Genomic DNA, 17294 nt, shown 5'->3' with positions numbered 1-17294 from the left:
ACTTGAAGAAAATAATTGATTTTTCCTTAAACAACAAGTTCGCAATTTGGATTTTGACCATTATGGTTGTCGTAGCTGGACTGTATGCTGGTCTTACAATGAAACAGGAATCCATTCCAAGCATTACCTTGCCCGCTGTTACCGTAGTCACTACATATCCTGGCGCTGCACCTGATGAAATCATGGAAGAAGTAACCATCCCCATGGAACAGCGCATCCAAAACATGAATGGCGTCGAGTTATTGACTTCAACTTCAATGGCTAATGCCTCTACGATTCAAGTCCAATACGACTTTGAAGTCGATATGGACGAAGCGACCCGTGAGTTGGAAGATGCATTGTCTCAAATTTCAATTCCTGAAGCCGCAAACGAGCCGGAAGTTTCCCGCATCAGTTTGGACGCCTTCCCTGTTCTGACATTAAGCATCAGCAACGCAGGTACTTCACTTGAAGAATTGACTGCCAGCGTTGAAGACAATGTACTGCCAGCTCTAGAAGGGGTGGACGGCTTATCTGATGCCCAGGTTTCAGGACAGCGTGTACAGAAAGTCACCATGTCTTTCGACCAGGAAGCCTTGTCTCAATACGGCTTGACCGAACAGACAATCCAGCAATTGATTCAAGGTTCGAACCTGACATTCCCATTAGGTTTAACGGATTTTGATGGAGAACTTAAAAACCTGGTGATCGACGGAGATGTAACTACTGTTGATGATCTGAAAAATCTTCAGATTCCAGCAATCCCTCAAACTGCACCAGCCGCTCCAACGAATGCGCCTGATGCTGCAGGGGCGGAAGAAGATCCTGCAGCACAAATGCCAGCAACTGAAGCACCGGCTGCTGAAGCACCGGCTGCTCAAGAGCCATCTGCCGAAATACCGGCTGCTGCTCCGACTGCCATCCCAACAGTCGCACTGAGCGAACTTGCTGATATTGAAGTGGTTAGTGAAGCGGAATCGATTTCACGGACAAATGGTGAAGAATCAATCGGTATTTCAATCGTTAAATCTCCCGATGCCAATACGGTTGAAGTCGTTAATGCAGTCAAAGACATTGCGGCAGATGTCGAAGAAAATTACGGTTTGACGATTGCGTCCACATTTGATCAAGGTGAGCCTATCGAGAAATCCGTTGAAACAATGCTGAGCAAAGCCCTATTCGGTATTTTATTTGCCGTAGTGATTATTTTGCTATTCCTGCGCAGCTTTAAGACAACACTAATTTCGATCATCTCCATCCCGTTATCGTTATTGATGGCGATTTTCCTATTAAATCAAATGGATATTACCTTGAACATTATGACACTCGGCGCATTGACGGTCGCAATAGGACGGGTCATCGATGACTCGATCGTGGTCATTGAAAACATTTACCGCCGGATGGCTTTGCCAGGCGAAAAATTGCGTGGCAAGGAATTGATCCGTGAAGCGACACGCGAAATGTTCCTGCCAATTTTCTCCTCCACCGTCGTCACGATAGCGGTATTCCTGCCGCTTGCATTGGTCAGCGGACAAATCGGCGAATTGTTCCTACCTTTTGCTTTGGCGGTCGTTTTTGCACTGTCAGCCTCTTTACTAGTCGCAGTTACCATCGTTCCGATGATGGCACATTTGATGTACCGCAAGCAATTGAATAAGCTAGGAACTGCCAAATCCACACAAAAAGAACATAAGCCAGGAAAAATGGCAGCAAGTTATAAACGCATACTCGAGTGGTCACTGAACCATAAAATCATCACTTTCGGAGGAGCTTCGGTAGTCCTTGCGGCAAGTTTGTTCCTGATTCCTATCATTGGCGTCAGCTTCCTGCCTGAAGAAGAGCAAAAAATGGTTATGGCTACTTACAGTCCTGAACCCGGCCAAACACGTGAAGACGTAGAAGCCATTGCACTTGATGCAGAAGGTGCTATAGACGGACGCGAAGGCGTTACTTCTTATCAATACTCGCTTGGCGGTGGCAATCCGATGGCGGCAATGGGCGGCGGTGGCGATAATTCCGCATTGTTCTATATTGAATATGATGACGACTTTGAAGCGTTCAGCGATGAAAGTACAAAACTGATTGAAGACTTGAATAACTCTACAGAGTCTGGGGAATGGGCAAGTATGGATTTCGCTGCTATGGGAGCAAGCGGTCTGGAAATGTTCGTTTATGGCGACAATGTTGAAGATATTCAAACAGCAATTGATGAAATCCAGCCATTTATGGAAGACCACGATGGCTTGGAAAATACCGAATCCAGCCTGACTGAAGCTTATGATCAATTCACACTAGTCGCCAGCCAGGAAAGCTTAAGCGAAAGCGGCTTGACTGCCGCTCAAATCGGGATGGCTTTAAGCGGAACCGGTGAGGCTCCAATATTAACATCAGTAACTCATGAAGACAAAGAGATAAATGTTTATATTGAAACCGAAGAAACCGAATATGCCGGAATTGATGATGTAACAAATATAGAAATTCCGACAGCACTTGGCACCACTGTAACCGTCGGTGATGTCATGGAAGTGGAAGAAGGCAAATCGCCGGATACCATCAACCGTCGAGACGGCCAGATGTTTGCTTCATTGACAGCAGATGTCAAAGGCAATAATGCGGCGGAAATCACAGCAGATATTGACGAGCAGGTAGCAGACATTGACCTGCCAACTGGTGTGACAACAGACCATGGCGGAGTTACAGAACAGATCAATGAATCGTTTACCCAGCTTGGCCTTGCGATGCTTGCAGCTATTGCGATTGTTTACTTTGTACTGGTCGTAACTTTCGGCGGCGCTCTTGCTCCATTCTCCATCCTGTTCTCGTTGCCATTCACGGTGATTGGGGTACTGGTAGCTTTATGGATTACGGGAGAAGCATTAAGTGTTAATGCGTTGATCGGGGTATTGATGCTGATTGGTATCGTTGTCACCAATGCCATCGTCCTGATTGACCGTGTGATCCACATGGAAAAAGCAGGACTTAGCACGCGTGAAGCTCTTCTAGAAGGCGGCGTTACACGTCTGCGCCCTATCCTGATGACAGCCTTAGCTACAATCGGCGCGCTTATCCCGCTTGCCATTGGCGCAGAAGGCGGAGGCGGCGGATTGATTTCACAAGGCCTCGGCATCACGGTGATCGGCGGATTGATCAGCTCTACTTTACTGACCTTGGTCATTGTACCGATTGTCTATGAAGTCGTGTCGAAATTCCGTAAAAAACAAGTAAACTAAACCATGTATTGAATGAAATTCAGGCAGCTCTTAATTGAGCTGCCTTTTTTGTGTATTTTATTGTTAACCGCACCTCCTTTGGCCATAACCGCACCTCAAATGGCAAAGTGCGCACCTCGTCGACTCCTAACCGCACCTCAAACGGCATAAAGCGCATCTCGATGCACCTTAACCGCACCTCACAAAAATAAAAGGCCGGTTCAACTGAACCGGCCTTCCTATTATTGCTTCTTTAAATATTCAAGCACAGATTCATCAATTAATGCTTCTTCTGACCAGTGGTCATCAAAGTTTTCACGCAGCACAAAAGTTTTCAAGGCTTCTTTTACTTCTGCGTCATAGTTGTCGTGACCAACAGATGCCAATAAATCAATTTTCACCAACTGTTCAACGACCGTGGCCAACACATCTTCTTCAATAGCGAGTTTTTCTTCTGATGGCGCTGCATACATTTTATGCAACTCATAAAGCCGCTGCAATTCCTCGATTGGCTCTGGATGATCATCGACGCGCAAATCAACTTTGACGTCGTTATAGCCGCCATACCCCGCGCCTTCCTGCACCACATAAACAGCGGCCGACTGTTTGCCTCTGCTGTCCCCTCCTGCGTGTTGAGCGGCTGCGATGGCTTTTAGCATTCGTTCGGCCAATGGACCTTCCGATTCTTCAAAAGTTTTGCTCATTTCACTGACGGTTTTCTCACTGACCAGAATATTGCCCTGACAGGAATGATGCTTCCCTATTTTATGCCCCGCCCAGTCGTAGCATTCGTGGCCCGTAAAAGCACTTGCTTCACCAGATGAGCTGATAACAGCAACTTGCCTCAAACTTCTGCCGGGATCGTCAGCAATCAGTTTATCAATTACCTCTTCCGCTGATAAACCCTTCTCCAGCATCTCAAGTCCTTGCGGTCCATAAGCTGTATTCGCCCACGATTGAGTTGCCACCGCTCCCACATTCGCTTTAGCCCATGGAACAACTGACCCTACTGCCAAAAACTTCGATTGAACCGCTACTCCGACTTCTCCCGTTTCCGGATCTGCAGCAACGATCGAGAAGGTCGCTACTAATTTTTCTTTCGCTAGTGCATTTCTCATTTTATTGCCCCCTTTTATCTACTGTAATTCAATCAAAGAAAAATTTCTTCTTTTACTATTCAATAAACAGAAAAAACCTGCAGTTCCTTATAGGATTTCTGCAGGTTCTTCATTTTTCTTGGATTGCCGATTGAGTGCCCGGTTCCGATATTTCTTTTTGTCGGTTTTAGATAAGGCTTTGTATTCTTCCAAAAAAGATTCGTATTTAGTAATGACTTCTTTAGTGGCTCCATACTCCTTGACTACGCCAAATTCCAGCCACAAAATCTGATCACAGAACTTTTTCATCTGTGAAATCGAGTGGCTGACAAAAAACATGGTCTTTCCTTTTTCCTTGAATTCCATCATTTTATCCAAGCTTTTTTCAGAAAATGCTTTATCGCCTACGGATAAGGCTTCATCTACTATGAGAATATCGGGATTTACACGGACAGAGATCGAAAAGCCCAAACGCGATTTCATTCCGCTGGAATAAGTTTTCACTGGCTGGTCAATGAACTTTTCCAGTTCAGCGAACTCGATGATTTCATTTTCCATAGCCGCGATTTCCTTTTTGGAAAATCCAAGCATCAATAACTTGAGCTCGATATTCTCGCGCCCGGACAACTTGCCATCAAGTCCGGCATTCACCGCAATCAAGGCGACATTGCCATCACTTGTCACTTGGCCACTCGTTGCTGGAATAACCCCGGCGATAATATTGGCCAAAGTCGATTTTCCAGATCCATTGATGCCGACGAGTCCAACAATCGAACCCCGTTCCACATCAAAAGAGACATTCTGAAGAGCGAAAAAATCCTCTCCATATTCTTTATAGGGAACCAACAAATCAAGAATCCGTTCTGATTGTTTCTTATATAATTTATAACGCTTAGAGACATTTTTGACTTCCACTGAATTACCCAAAAGTTTCACTTCCAATTTTTATAAAAAGTCGATGAACTGACTTCTAAATTTCACGTGAAGATACGCGCCTACAAGGAACGTAATTGCGACGATCCCAATAAAATACAAAGTATAAATGGGATTTTCGAGAAAATACCACCCTTCCCCAAGCAGCGAGTAACGGTATCCTTCTATTACATAATAAAAGGGATTAAGCTTCATATAGGGTTGCCATGAATCCGGCAGCAAAGTCGGCGGCCATAATATCGGAGACAGATACAACAGCATACGCATAACCGATTGCAGCAGCATCTGTACGTCTCTAATAATGGTCGACAAAGTAGACGTAATTAGAGAAAAACTGAACAAAAACAGCAGCAGTCCGATAATGTAAATCGGCAACTGCAAATAATAGATGGAAACCGGGTACCCCAGAAATTGCAGGAATACCATTCCGACAGCTAATAATACCAGATGGGGGTAAAACTGTGCAAAGATTGTATAATTCGGTATGACGCTCATCGGAAAATTCATTTTGGAGAGCATCCTGATTTTGCTGTAAATCGACTTGGAAGATTTCATTATGCTGTTATTGATAAAGAACCACACAAGAATGCCAGCGAACATCCACTGGAAATACGGAATATCACCAATGGCTTCCCGCTGTCGTATCCCAAAACCAAAAACAAACCAGTAAATAAGAATTTGAATAGCTGGATTAATAATCTCCCAAGCCGCTCCCAGGTAGTTGCCTCGTGTTAAACTGCGCAATTCATAAACAGATAATCTTTTAACCAAATAAAAGAATTTCACTTGCTCTTTAAGAACTATCATAGCTGATTTCATAGGTATCCTCACTTACTGACTTTTATCTCATTAAATAATCAGCAAAAGTTCTGCTGTCTAACATGTAATTTAAATCATTTACTTTAGAAAGGCTTTTATTACCCGTTCAGTTGCCTTGCCATCTTCAAGTGAAGAAAAGCGATCTTTAAATTCTAAGAAAGCGGAATTCGATTGAACATTATTTTCCAATATCGTATGAATTGACTGGAATAGTTCGCTTTCTGTCTGCACAATAGGGCCCGGTGCATCATTTTCGATATCGATATAGAAGCCGCGCAGCTGATCACGATAAGACTCTAAATCATACATAAAGAAAACAATCGGCCGATTTAAAATTGCGTAGTCAAAAAAGACAGAGGAATAATCCGTGATCAGTAGATCAGAAGCTAAGTAAAGATCGCGAATATCCGGATAAAGCGATACATCATATACCATACCCTCATATGCTGAGAAATCAAAGTTTTCAGCAACCAAATAATGCATGCGGGACAACAGCACCCATTCGTCGCCAAATTCTTTCTTCCAGTTTTTCAGATCAAACTGAAATTCAAACTTATACTTTCCTTTTTGATAGAATTCATTGTCTCTCCAAGTAGGTGCATAAAGCATAACTTTTTTCTCTTCAGCAATTCCAAGGTTTTTCTTAATCGTGCTGATCAAGGTATCCGAGTGGCTCGTCAGTACATCATTACGTGGATATCCAGATTCGATGACTTTTCCATTATAATGGAAAGCACGTTTAAAAACCTCTGTCGAATACGAATTTGGAGAAATCAGGTAATCCCATTTCTCAGATTCCAGCATAAAATTCTGTTTATAAGATTCGGTTTCGGTATTTGGCATATGAATTTCTTCAATATCAAGCCCCAGCTTTTTTAAAGGTGTGCCATGCCATGTTTGGAGGTAAACAGTTCCTTTGGGCTTTGGCATCCATCGCGGCAGTCTGACATTATTTACCCAATACTCCGCTCTTGGAAATGTCCAGAACCACGGAATGGTGAATCTGCGGATATACGGCACTTTAAATTCTTCAAACAAGTTGATCGCGCTTTTATCCACACTCCATAAAAGTCTGTATTCTGGGTAATGTTCTTTCATGTATTCGTAGATGGCACGGGGATTGTCGCTAAACTGCTTTGCATGAAAGCTTTCAAACACCACTAACTTTCTCTTCTTTGGTAGTTTTCCAAGAATGACGAATACAGCCCTAAAAATTCTTCTCGTATAACTGCTATTTTTTAAACCTTTAACTTTTTGGACCAAGCTCAAATTATTCACCTTACTTCTTTCTCGAAAAGTGGATTTGTCAGAATTCGACTTCATGGTAAAATGGAATTCTATCCCTTTTTATTTTATACTGAATTTCAGAATAGCTTATGTATCTTCAAAATGCATCTTTTCCTTTATGAAGGCGTCTAATACCTCATACATACCCATATTTTCAATAGCTATTACACATGATAACATATAAGATGGTATCATAGCATATTGTGAAAAAAATCGAAAATAAGCATTTTTGGAGTGAATATAGTATGAAGAAAGTAATAACTTACGGGACCTTCGACTTGATACATCATGGCCATATAAACATATTGAAACGGGCAAAAGAGAAAGGCGACTACTTGATTGTCGGCTTATCATCTGATGAGTTCAATGCGATTAAAGGAAAAGCTGCCTATCATTCTTATGAAGAACGCAAGCTTATATTAGAATCCATAAAATACGTCGACGAAGTAATTCCGGAACACAATTGGGGTCAAAAAGTGGCGGACATCCAAAACAATAACGTGGATCTATTTATAATGGGCTCTGACTGGGAAGGCAAATTCGATGAACTGATGGACTACTGTGAAGTTCTTTACTTGCCGCGTACAGAAGGTATTTCGACTACAAAAATCAAAACAGACCTTTATAATAACCAATGATTAAAGAATTTGGAATCTCCATCTATCTTTTCTTATTTAAGATCTTATTTGCCCTGTTCAAACTTCTTCCCATTAAAAACAAAACGGTTTTTCTATCATCTTTTGGCGACAATGCGTTTTTTATCGCGAAAGAATTGTCTAAAGCGAAGCAGCACCAAATCATCTTCATCAACCAGGCCAAATGCAAAATCGATTTTACAGCTGTTCCCACTGATAACAAGAAGATTTACAGCTTTGAAACGTCTAATGTATTGGATACTTTTTTATCCATCTATCATTTGGCTACTTCGAAATATGTTTTTGTCGATAATTATGCGGGTGCCCTTTCCGTTATAAAATTCCGGAAAGAAGTTAAATGTATTCAATTATGGCATGCGGCTGGAGCTATTAAGAAATTTGGCTGGAGCGACCCCGAAACTTCTGCAAGAAGCGAACGGGCAAAATTGAGATTTCAACAGGTATATGATCGCTTTCAATTTATTCCTGTCGGGTCACAGCAAATGGCAGACATTTTTTCTGAATCTTTCCATGTTGATCAAAGTCATTTCATCTATACGGGGGTACCTCAAACAGATTTTTACTTTGATTCCGCTGCAAAAGAAAAAGCCAATGCCAAGTTAAAGGAACTTTATCCAGTCATTGCCGGAAAAAATATTATTTTATACGCACCTACTTTCCGTAAAAGTTCATTACATAGCATGAAAGTGAAGTTGGACATTACAGAATTTCTGAACAAATTGGATGATGACTACGTTCTATTGATAAGACTTCATCCTTCTGTCCAGGAAGTCACTAATTTCATTGAACATCCACGGGTTTTATTGGTCACTGACTACCCACATCTCAGCGATTTGCTGATTGTCAGTGATATATTAATCACTGATTATTCGTCCATTCCGGTAGAGTTTTCGCTGCTTGGAAAGAAAATGATCTTCTTCGCTTACGATCTCGAAGATTACGGCAAAACCCAAGGGATTTGGGCACAAAACAGCCTCTATTTTCCTGGTCCTATCGTAAAGACTACAAGTGAAGTAATAGAGCATATTTTAGATCCTGCGATCGACCATGAAAAAATCGATAAGTTCCGGAATCACTGGAATACTTATTCTGCTGGCCAAAGCACAAGTCAGCTTATTACCGTCATCTACGATCCAAAAGACTTATAGAATATTAGCCAGCAAACCCGTTTAGGGAATGCTGGCTTTTTATGTCTTCTGCTAATGAAACTTTTCAAGTTACTCGACGTAAATATTTTCTTAATTTTCAGTTTTTATAGAGCTAATTGCTTATGGTCGTGGTATAATAGGTGTATAAAATTTACGCCGTTTTTAATCCTTTGCTAGTTTATTTTAATTCCCTTTCCCCGTATACATACGCTGGCTTGGCTCAGCGCACAAAATAAAGGGGTGAGAAAAATGCTTTTTAAATGGATTAAAGTTTCAGCAGCCATTTTGCTAGTCCTGTTTACTGTCTTTTCTTTCTCTAGCCAGTCGCAAGCAGCAAGCTCCACATATATTACAAAAGGCAATACGACCAGCAAAGTAGTCGCCCTCACTTTCGACGACGGTTCAGATGGAACGAACATTAACAAAATTCTGGATGTCCTCTCTGCGAATAATGTGAAAGCTACGTTCTTTTTAACTGGTTCAGGAGCAAAAAACCATCCTTCCTGGATTAAGAACATTTCGAACAAAGGCCACCAGCTCGGCAACCACTCATACTCCCATCCTGACTTTGTGAAGTTGAGCGCAGCTAAAATAAAAGCTGAACTTGATACTACAGAAGCAACCATTAAGGATATAACAGGAAAATCGACCAAACCGATTTTCAGACCGCCATTCGGTTCTTCCAATGCATCCGTTCTTAAAGCTGTTGGTGATGCAGAATATACCCATACCATACAGTGGAATATCGACACTGTTGACTGGAAAGGCGTTTCCTCTACACAGATCACCAATAAGGTTATGAACAACATTGTCCCAGGATCAATCATTTTAATGCACACAGGCGCAGGAGCATCCGGAACTCCAGGTGCACTGCCAGGTATGATCAGCAAGTTGAAAGCACAAGGCTACAAATTTGTTACTGTCTCCGAATTATTGAAATTGCCTGCCGCACCCGTAAGCGGAACCAAATATACCGTTAAAGCAGGAGACACGCTCTATAGCATCGCGAAAAAATACAATGTGACCGTATCCGCATTGGCCAAAGCCAACAATATTACCAATTACAATTTGATCCATGTCGGCCAAGTGTTGACGATTCCTGGAAAAACCACTACACCGCCTCCTGCCGCTTCTGTCAAATATACCGTTAAAGCAGGAGACACCCTTTACAGCATTGCACGTAAATACAATGTGACTGTATCAGCATTAGCCAAAGCCAACAATATCACCAACTACAACTTGATCCGTGTTGGCCAGGTATTGACGATTCCTGGAAAAACCACTGCACCCCCTCCTGCCGTTTCCGTTAAATATACCGTTAAAGCAGGAGATACTTTGTATAGCATTGCACGTACCTATAACACTACCGTTGCCAAAATCGCTGCTGCCAATAAAATTTCCAACGTCAACTCGATTCGTGTCGGACAAGTGCTGGTGATTCCCAGATAGTCGGTAAGCCGAAAGCAAAAATCAGAGATGCATTTAACTCCATATAAAAAAGAGCTGAAAGTCAATTTCAGCTCTTTTTTATATGGCTTTGGGCCTGTATAGAAATCTGCGGTATAACTTAAAAATCATGAACCCCATAGTGAGCAAGAAAAGAATGGACAAAATTGGGGCGATGAATATCAAAATAGGCACAAATGTTGCAGCAGCATCTTCTGCTGCAGAAACGGCCGGACTCAACAAAGCAGTTTCACTAACTCCTTTAACAGCTGTAATCGTCGCATGTGAAGTAGTAGCTACCCCTCCTCCGCCGATGATGGCAATGCTCCATTCCAAAAAGGGACTCATGTCCCCAATAAAAGAAGCGGTCAGCAGAATACCAGCCAATGCGGCAATGGGAGTTGCAATCATTTTCATAAACGAACCTACAGCCGGAATGTAATTGACCGCGACTTCAAAAAGGGTGGCTGCGGCAAATGCGATGATCGCTGGAGTGCTGCCAATCCAGCTGAATCCTTCCGAAAGTGTCAGCCAGTCTAAATGGACAAACAACCCTGTAATTAACAAAGGTGTAAAAATCCTAAAACCCACTGTTGCACTTAATGCCAACCCGATGCATATTGCCAGAATGGTTTCCATCATGTTGACCTCCCATGCCTTCGTTTTTTATCAGTATACTGGAACGTAGGTTCCGCTGGCAGTTTTATGCAGTTCAATTCACTATAGTTCTATACCCCGTGCCGCCTTGCTTCCTCACGTAAAATTTTTTCAAAAAGCTTTAATAAGGGTTCTTTGAGCTCGGGACGCTTCAAGGCAAAGTCTATCGTTGTTTCGATAAAACCGTATTTTTCTCCTACATCGTATCTGCGCCCTTCAAACTCAAAAGCAAAAACTTTCTGTATTTCGTTTAGTTTCTGGATAGAATCTGTAAGTTGAATTTCTCCACCCGCGCCTAATTGATGCTCACCTAAAAACCCGAAAATTTCAGGAGTCAGAATATAGCGTCCCATGATAGCATAATTGGAAGGCGCGCTTCCCATTGCCGGCTTCTCAACGAAATTTTTTACTTTCATCAGTTGGCCATCCATCGAAATCGGATCGATGATTCCATAACGATAAGTTTCTTCTATTGGAACCTGTTGAACTCCAATAATGGATTTCCCGATTTTTTCAAACTGATTGATTAACTGAGCCAGACATGGTTCCTCGTTTACTACAATGTCATCGCCCAACAATACCGCAAAAGCTTCGTCACCAATAAAGTTGCGAGCCGACCAAATGGCATGCCCCAAACCAAGCGGGTGCTTTTGCCGGATATAATGAATTTCCAGCTTCGAGGTTTGAAGGACCGTCTCCAGCATTTCCAATTTCCCTTTTTCCAGCAAAGCAGCTTCCAATTCATGTGCATGATCAAAATGATCTTCGATTGCCCGTTTTCCTTTTCCAGTGACGATAATAATGCTTTCAATTCCGGAGGCTATGGCTTCTTCCACAATGTACTGAATGGTTGGCTTGTCCACAATTGGCAGCATTTCTTTCGGCATGGCTTTAGTGGCTGGTAAAAAACGTGTTCCAAGACCTGCAGCTGGAATAATCGCTTTTCTAACAGACATCGAAAAGAACCTCCTTTTGTTTAGGCTCTATTGTTTCTTCCATCATACCATTTTAACGAAATTTCAGAACCTCCTATCCCTTTTCTATAGTGAAGAAAAGCCGAATTACCCAGCTAATAAATTGCGCTGGCTTGAAGCTGAAAACCACATTTCATTAATATTTTTCAATTCCCTTTAAAATTCAAGTTATATGAATATAAATACCTATGTTAATAAATGTAAACCAAGACTATAATATTCTAGATATTCCATTTATTATACTCAGGAGGAAAAAAATGAAACGTTTAGCCGTATTTTTGTTAGTTTTAGGATTCGCCCTCAGTGCAATGCCGTTCTCAGCATTTGCCATTAAATCGGACGATGCGAAATTCGATCAGTTTTTAACGGAGATCAAGTGGGAAAAACAAGCTTATCTCGACTATTTGGAGAGCAAGGACTGGTCGTTGAACGACTATGATACGGTTGATGAGCTAGGTACACCATTAACTGAAAAAAATGTTCAAGCTTTAGCTAGTAAGCATAACCTGACACGTACAGAAATGAATCAATTGCTTTATGAATACGGGGACCTTGAGTACGGGCAAGATGTTCTTGATGGCATCTACCTGATTTTCATCGAAGACCTTGAATTCTACATCGCATTCTATTTAGAAGACTTTGTAGGAACGCCAATCGATGCCACTAACCTGAAGGAGCTTATGGATGAGTACGGCTTTGCTTCGGAAAAAGAGCTGGAATCGTTTTTGCAGGATTACGACGACTCCCTTTCCTACTATGAGTACATTGAAGATTTAGAGTCTAGCCTTCTTTTCTATCAAGAGATGGGTGAATACGAAATTGATGTCGATGGTCTTTTTACTGAATTGGGTTTGACTGAAGAAGAAATCGAAAGATTAATCGCCCATTTGGAAACATTGGATTACGAAGATCCTGCTTTCGAACAAAAATTGACACAACTAAGCGACCGCATGATGGCGATCGGCGATTTTGAAACTGCTGACGAACTGACTGCCGAGCAGATTGCCGAACTTATGGATATTTACAACGACATGATTGACTTGCTTGAACTGAAAACAACTTATTTCTTTGTAAAAGACGGCCAGAAAACACCTGTTTCATTAGCCACTCTTATGACGCTTGAATCGACTGACGGTGCAGATCTTCTGATTGAAATCTACAACCTGAAAGATGTATTCTTAGCTGATATTCTTTTAACTGCTGATATGTTCGGTTCTGATTTGATTGTAGATACAGGCAACAGCTTGGATACAGTAGAAAAAGTCATTACAGCTCCTGTAGCAGAAAAACCGGCTGCAATTACGCCGACTGCTCCAAACAATCAAACTTCTCCAAGCAATCAAACTTCTCCAACTACTACTCAGACTGTAACAGGTGGAAAATTACCGGCTACAGCTTCTGATTTTGCAACAAATGCGATTTTTGGATTAGTTTTGCTTGCAGCTGGTATTGTTCTATTCCGCCGTTTTCGAGCTGAAGAAAACTAATGATGAAAAATAATAATGAAAAAAGAAGAAGCAAAAAACCGCTTCTTCTTTCTTTATCTCTTGTCCTTATCTTGTCCGGCCTATGGTTCAGTACTACCAGCACAGCCACTTTCTTAAAAGGCTATATGCTTTATAAAACCGGCAATGTCGAAGCAAAAGAATTCAGCAGTAAACAGGAATCTCCGGCCATCGAAATTCCTGAGAATCCGGAAAAGCAGGAAGCCATTAAATCAGAGACCAATTCTGAGTATCCTGAAACTCCTGAAATTGGCGACTTAATGGGGGAGCTGATCATTCCTAAGCTAGAAGCCAGTTTGCCAATTATACATGGCACCGATGAAGCCGAATTGGAAAAAGGTGTAGGGCATTTCGCTCAAAGCGTAATGCCTGGCGAAAATGACAATTCGGTATTATCGGGCCATCGCGACACGGTATTTCGTGAGCTTGGCGAAGTTGGCAAAGGCGATATCCTGATTGTCAAAACTTTTTCTGGAACCTTCACCTACAAAGTCCGTCAAGTACGGATTGTAGATGAAGATGATCGCACCGTCATTGTTCCAAAACCACGTGCCACTTTAACTGTTTCTACCTGCTATCCGTTTGATTATGTCGGATATGCACCTGACCGTTATATACTGGTAGCTGACTTAGTTGCTAGCGAATAAAATTACAACAAAAAGAGCAGTGAGTATAAATCTCGCTGCTCTTTTTGTTATGTTTAACTTATTGCCAATAAAAGTTCGAACAAAATTTCTATACTTTTGAAACTTCTTTAGTTTCTATTAATTTTTGAACTTCATTATAAATTCTTAAGCTGTTTTGCTGGTCTTGATGTTTAATAATACCCGTAATTTCATACTCAAAATTAGCGAAGTTGCTTTTAATTCTATCCTCAATTATTGTTACAAGCTCTTCTTCATAAGAGCCTATGCCGCCTATAAAAGTTTCTTCGATTGGACGTAAAATTCCTTTTCGGAAAAAACGTTCCACATCAAAATGATAATAAACAACGGGCTTGTTAAGCAAAGTAAAGTCAAAACTTACGCTGCTATAATCCGTAATCAGCAAAGCATGATCAATTAATAGTTGCTGAACAGTCTGTGACCCGAGTGGAATGAATTTTATGCGATCGTGCATGTTATCTATTTCACTTTGGAAATAATCTTGTGCCCGGTAATGAGGATAAAAGTTTATATTCACATTATATTCTTCAAGCAATCCAAGTAATTTTTCATTTTGAATTAAATTGGCATATGCAAGGAAATACTCACTCTTCAAAAACTGTTCATCTGTATTAATCCAATCACGCCAGGTCGGCATCAATAAAATGTCTCTTGGAGGATTAACCTGAATCAGGTTATCAAAACGCGCCAGACCAGTTGCTGCTACTTCGTGATCCTCATAACCCATCTCATCCATGACAATGACTTGCTTTTCAGGATCCGAGCTGACAATAAATAAATCAAACGGCATATCGTAATTTTTTTTATGATATTCAACGTTTTTACGCCCCAATACACCATGTTGAAGGAAAATTTTCACAGTTTCTTCGTATCCGAAAAAGCCTTTTGCCGGTTTATAAGGCAAAATATTTTCTAAATCATGAGTGCCAAGCAGCACTTTTGCTTTGAAGGCCACTTCAAAATGTCTGTCTGAACCAAAAATTAATACATTCGGAAGGTGCTTGATATGCTCATAATCTGAACTGTCTTCTTCTATTACATAATAGGATTCGATAGATGTATTTTTCTGCAGCCATTTGAAAAAGACAATCCCATTATCTTGAGCAGTATTTGTACGTTCACCCATCAGCCAAATATTTTCATCTTTTGTATCCATATCTTCGGGAATCTGTATATGGCTTCTGACGGTAAATGACTCTACTTTCACATTATTAAAAGGAGTAGTTGTGATCATAAAATGGTGTTCGTTGCCTTGTTCATCAAACTGCTTTTTGTAGCTGTAATAATTGTCTTTTTTATAATGAGCTTTATTATATCTAATTTTTTCTTTACGGATGATTTCACCCGCACGGTTTTCAATAACCACGAAAAGGTCAAGAACCGTTTTATCTTTGCTTTTGATTCCAATCAAATCCAAACTATTAAAATCAACAGAAAATTCACCTGTAATAGGGACTTGAAGTGAATCTTGAGACAAACGATCTTCAATCATCAGATAAGCTTTAGATCCAATAAACTCTTCAATGGAACCAATTACCCCTTCTATCTGAAAATCTTTTACTTCGTAAATTGCTTTCTTCAGCTTAGCTTGAGTCATTGCCAAGCCAAGTGATAAATCTTTACGGCGATAAAATCTCAATTTAACAAATTGGGAATTCGATACGACCTTGTAATGTGTGGTGGTGTTATGGAGTAGTTGCTTATCTAATCTGAATCTATAAACTTTAGGTTCTTCACTATGCTCAACAAGGAAAAAACGTTTTACAAAAAGGTTTTCAAGCATATCTTCCATTGGTAAAAATGTTTGCAATTGTCCATCTTTGCGTACTAATGGATAAGACCTGAGCATTCCACTTTTTGGTTCATCTACTTGAAGCGAATATTCAAATCCTGTATTTTCACTGGAAAGGGAAAACGACAAAGAGTGCTCATAATTTTGTTTTTCTTCAATAAAAAGAGTCTCAATTTCCATCGAATGTGGAATCAATTCTAAATAAAAGATGGATTTCCGACTAAGGATCTTCAGCTGATGATGGTAAGAGCTAAATGAGTCGTCAAACGGTTCTACTAAATTCAGTGGATAAAGTTTATTATCAACATGAATAAATAACCTCCACAACCCTGCTGCCATTTCGGAAAAGTCCTTGAGCACAACAGTGTCATTTTCCATATCTTTTGTGCCTGTCAAGATGCGGAATTGAAAGTTATTAAAAGCATACAGTTCAACTTTTGCATCCTTGTCTATTTTTATATCCGGTACATTTAAAGAAAGGGTTAGAACATCGTATTGAACAGACTGGACTCGTGAATCAATCGAATTCTCCATAAAGTAAAAATCAGCAAACCGATTGTTTATAATGATATTTCTTTTCACTTTCGTTGATAAGAACTTATTCCCTATTAGTAGAGCTTCCTGAAAATCACCTGCTTTATACATATCATGTTCAGTAATCCAGATTTTCTTATTATTGATGGTCAATTGCATGCTCGAACTCGAAGTAACCAACCCAAGCAGCTGTTGCGGTATCGTAACCACCAAATCACTGTTGTTCGTTAGTTCATAACTTAATTGATGGCTTTCCTCATTGAATACAAATTCTGCCTTGATGTTCTTTTTTAACGTAAAAAAATTGGACAATTTGAATTCGAAGAGTAAACTTTGCTCTTTAAAATAGTATTTTTTTATTTCTACTCGCTTTACCAATCTTTTTTTCAATTTGCTTGAAAACTTTTTTAAAATCATATCCATTTATCTCCCAAACAGTTTTATTATTACAATATCTTATGTAATGTTATCATTCTTGTAATTTCTGTCAATTAAAAAAAGCATAGACAGTTCGAAAAAGAGTAATTATACTGTAATAATGTGAACAGGTAATACGCTTACTTGCTTTATCAAATAAAGAAATAACCTTACTG

The 17294-nt window shown here is 40.5% G+C and carries 13 protein-coding genes; 6 read left to right on the top strand and 7 right to left on the bottom strand.

The annotated features are described in order from the left end of the window. Positions 1–2 precede the first annotated feature (2 nt). Complete coding sequence (locus FQV26_RS05015; protein WP_146556264.1) at positions 3–3209, top strand: efflux RND transporter permease subunit; 3207 nt, start codon at positions 3–5, stop codon at positions 3207–3209. A 221-nt stretch (positions 3210–3430) separates the two neighbouring features. Here FQV26_RS05015 and FQV26_RS05010 read toward each other — a convergent pair whose 3' ends face one another. The 4 genes from FQV26_RS05010 to FQV26_RS04995 all read right to left on the bottom strand — a co-directional run bounded on the left by FQV26_RS05010 (position 3431) and on the right by FQV26_RS04995 (position 7195). Then, a complete protein-coding gene (locus tag FQV26_RS05010) occupies positions 3431–4306 on the bottom strand; it encodes a DUF1028 domain-containing protein (RefSeq protein ID WP_146556263.1) in 876 nt (291 codons plus the stop codon). Positions 4307–4393: 87 nt separating this feature from the next. Beyond that, complete coding sequence (gene tagH / locus FQV26_RS05005) at positions 4394–5212, bottom strand: teichoic acids export ABC transporter ATP-binding subunit TagH (protein WP_146556262.1); 819 nt, start codon at positions 5210–5212, stop codon at positions 4394–4396. A gap of 18 nt (positions 5213–5230) precedes the next feature. Then, positions 5231–6037 carry an ABC transporter permease gene (locus FQV26_RS05000; protein ID WP_146556261.1) on the bottom strand — a complete coding sequence of 269 codons (807 nt, stop codon included), beginning with the start codon at positions 6035–6037 and terminating at the stop codon, positions 5231–5233. 78 nt (positions 6038–6115) lie between these two features. After that, positions 6116–7195, bottom strand: coding sequence for a CDP-glycerol glycerophosphotransferase family protein (locus FQV26_RS04995; RefSeq protein ID WP_483879016.1), 1080 nt, complete (start codon positions 7193–7195; stop codon positions 6116–6118). A 374-nt stretch (positions 7196–7569) separates the two neighbouring features. Here FQV26_RS04995 and tagD point away from each other — a divergent pair, with 374 nt between their 5' ends. The 3 genes from tagD (at position 7570) to FQV26_RS04980 (ending at position 10577) form a co-directional block, all read left to right on the top strand. Beyond that, positions 7570–7962, top strand: a complete 393-nt coding sequence (gene tagD / locus FQV26_RS04990; RefSeq protein WP_146556259.1) for a glycerol-3-phosphate cytidylyltransferase — start codon at positions 7570–7572, stop codon at positions 7960–7962. Continuing rightward, the gene (locus FQV26_RS04985) at positions 7959–9128 is read left to right on the top strand and encodes a CDP-glycerol glycerophosphotransferase family protein (protein WP_146556258.1); all 1170 of its coding nucleotides are present in this window, start codon (positions 7959–7961) and stop codon (positions 9126–9128) included. Before tagD ends, FQV26_RS04985 begins: the two co-directional genes overlap by 4 nt. 249 nt (positions 9129–9377) lie before the next feature. Continuing rightward, complete coding sequence (locus FQV26_RS04980; protein WP_146556257.1) at positions 9378–10577, top strand: LysM peptidoglycan-binding domain-containing protein; 1200 nt, start codon at positions 9378–9380, stop codon at positions 10575–10577. Positions 10578–10655: 78 nt separating this feature from the next. On the opposite strand, the gene FQV26_RS04975 is transcribed toward FQV26_RS04980, so the two are convergent. After that, complete coding sequence (locus tag FQV26_RS04975; RefSeq protein ID WP_261384264.1) at positions 10656–11216, bottom strand: DUF4126 domain-containing protein; 561 nt, start codon at positions 11214–11216, stop codon at positions 10656–10658. Between the two features lie 86 nt (positions 11217–11302). Then, on the bottom strand, positions 11303–12187 hold the full coding sequence (galU, locus tag FQV26_RS04970; protein ID WP_146556256.1) for a UTP--glucose-1-phosphate uridylyltransferase GalU: 885 nt from the start codon (positions 12185–12187) through the stop codon (positions 11303–11305). Between the two features lie 275 nt (positions 12188–12462). Between galU and FQV26_RS04965 the strand changes: the two genes are divergently transcribed. Together FQV26_RS04965 and FQV26_RS04960 are read left to right on the top strand one after the other, a co-directional pair. Continuing rightward, positions 12463–13692: a processed acidic surface protein gene (locus FQV26_RS04965; RefSeq protein WP_146556255.1), complete on the top strand. Its 1230-nt coding sequence runs from the start codon at positions 12463–12465 to the stop codon at positions 13690–13692. After that, entirely contained in the window at positions 13692–14357 is a 666-nt protein-coding gene (locus tag FQV26_RS04960; RefSeq protein ID WP_146556254.1) for a class D sortase, read from the top strand. Before FQV26_RS04965 ends, FQV26_RS04960 begins: the two co-directional genes overlap by 1 nt. Before the next feature lie 88 nt (positions 14358–14445). On the opposite strand, the gene FQV26_RS04955 is transcribed toward FQV26_RS04960, so the two are convergent. Continuing rightward, complete coding sequence (locus FQV26_RS04955; RefSeq protein WP_146556253.1) at positions 14446–17118, bottom strand: CDP-glycerol glycerophosphotransferase family protein; 2673 nt, start codon at positions 17116–17118, stop codon at positions 14446–14448. Positions 17119–17294: the final 176 nt, after the last annotated feature.

It is taken from the genome of Planococcus sp. CPCC 101016 (genome assembly GCF_007859295.1).
In the GTDB taxonomy this organism is placed as follows: Bacteria; Bacillota; Bacilli; order Bacillales_A; family Planococcaceae; genus Planococcus.
The sequence above is the reverse complement of the archived record's forward strand: the minus strand, read 5'-3'. Positions and strand labels throughout refer to the sequence as shown.

Bases quoted from the DNA above. Each gene is read 5' to 3' on its own strand.
- FQV26_RS04955 (WP_146556253.1), bottom strand. From the start codon at position 17,118: ATGATTTTAAAAAAGTTTTCAAGCAAATTGAAAAAAAGATTGGTAAAG.
- FQV26_RS04960 (WP_146556254.1), top strand. From the start codon at position 13,692: ATGATGAAAAATAATAATGAAAAAAGAAGAAGCAAAAAACCGCTTCTT.
- FQV26_RS04980 (WP_146556257.1), top strand. From the start codon at position 9,378: ATGCTTTTTAAATGGATTAAAGTTTCAGCAGCCATTTTGCTAGTCCTG.
- FQV26_RS04975 (WP_261384264.1), bottom strand. From the start codon at position 11,216: ATGATGGAAACCATTCTGGCAATATGCATCGGGTTGGCATTAAGTGCA.
- FQV26_RS04985 (WP_146556258.1), top strand. From the start codon at position 7,959: ATGATTAAAGAATTTGGAATCTCCATCTATCTTTTCTTATTTAAGATC.
- FQV26_RS05000 (WP_146556261.1), bottom strand. From the start codon at position 6,037: ATGAAATCAGCTATGATAGTTCTTAAAGAGCAAGTGAAATTCTTTTAT.
- galU (WP_146556256.1), bottom strand. From the start codon at position 12,187: ATGTCTGTTAGAAAAGCGATTATTCCAGCTGCAGGTCTTGGAACACGT.
- FQV26_RS04965 (WP_146556255.1), top strand. From the start codon at position 12,463: ATGAAACGTTTAGCCGTATTTTTGTTAGTTTTAGGATTCGCCCTCAGT.
- FQV26_RS05010 (WP_146556263.1), bottom strand. From the start codon at position 4,306: ATGAGAAATGCACTAGCGAAAGAAAAATTAGTAGCGACCTTCTCGATC.
- tagD (WP_146556259.1), top strand. From the start codon at position 7,570: ATGAAGAAAGTAATAACTTACGGGACCTTCGACTTGATACATCATGGC.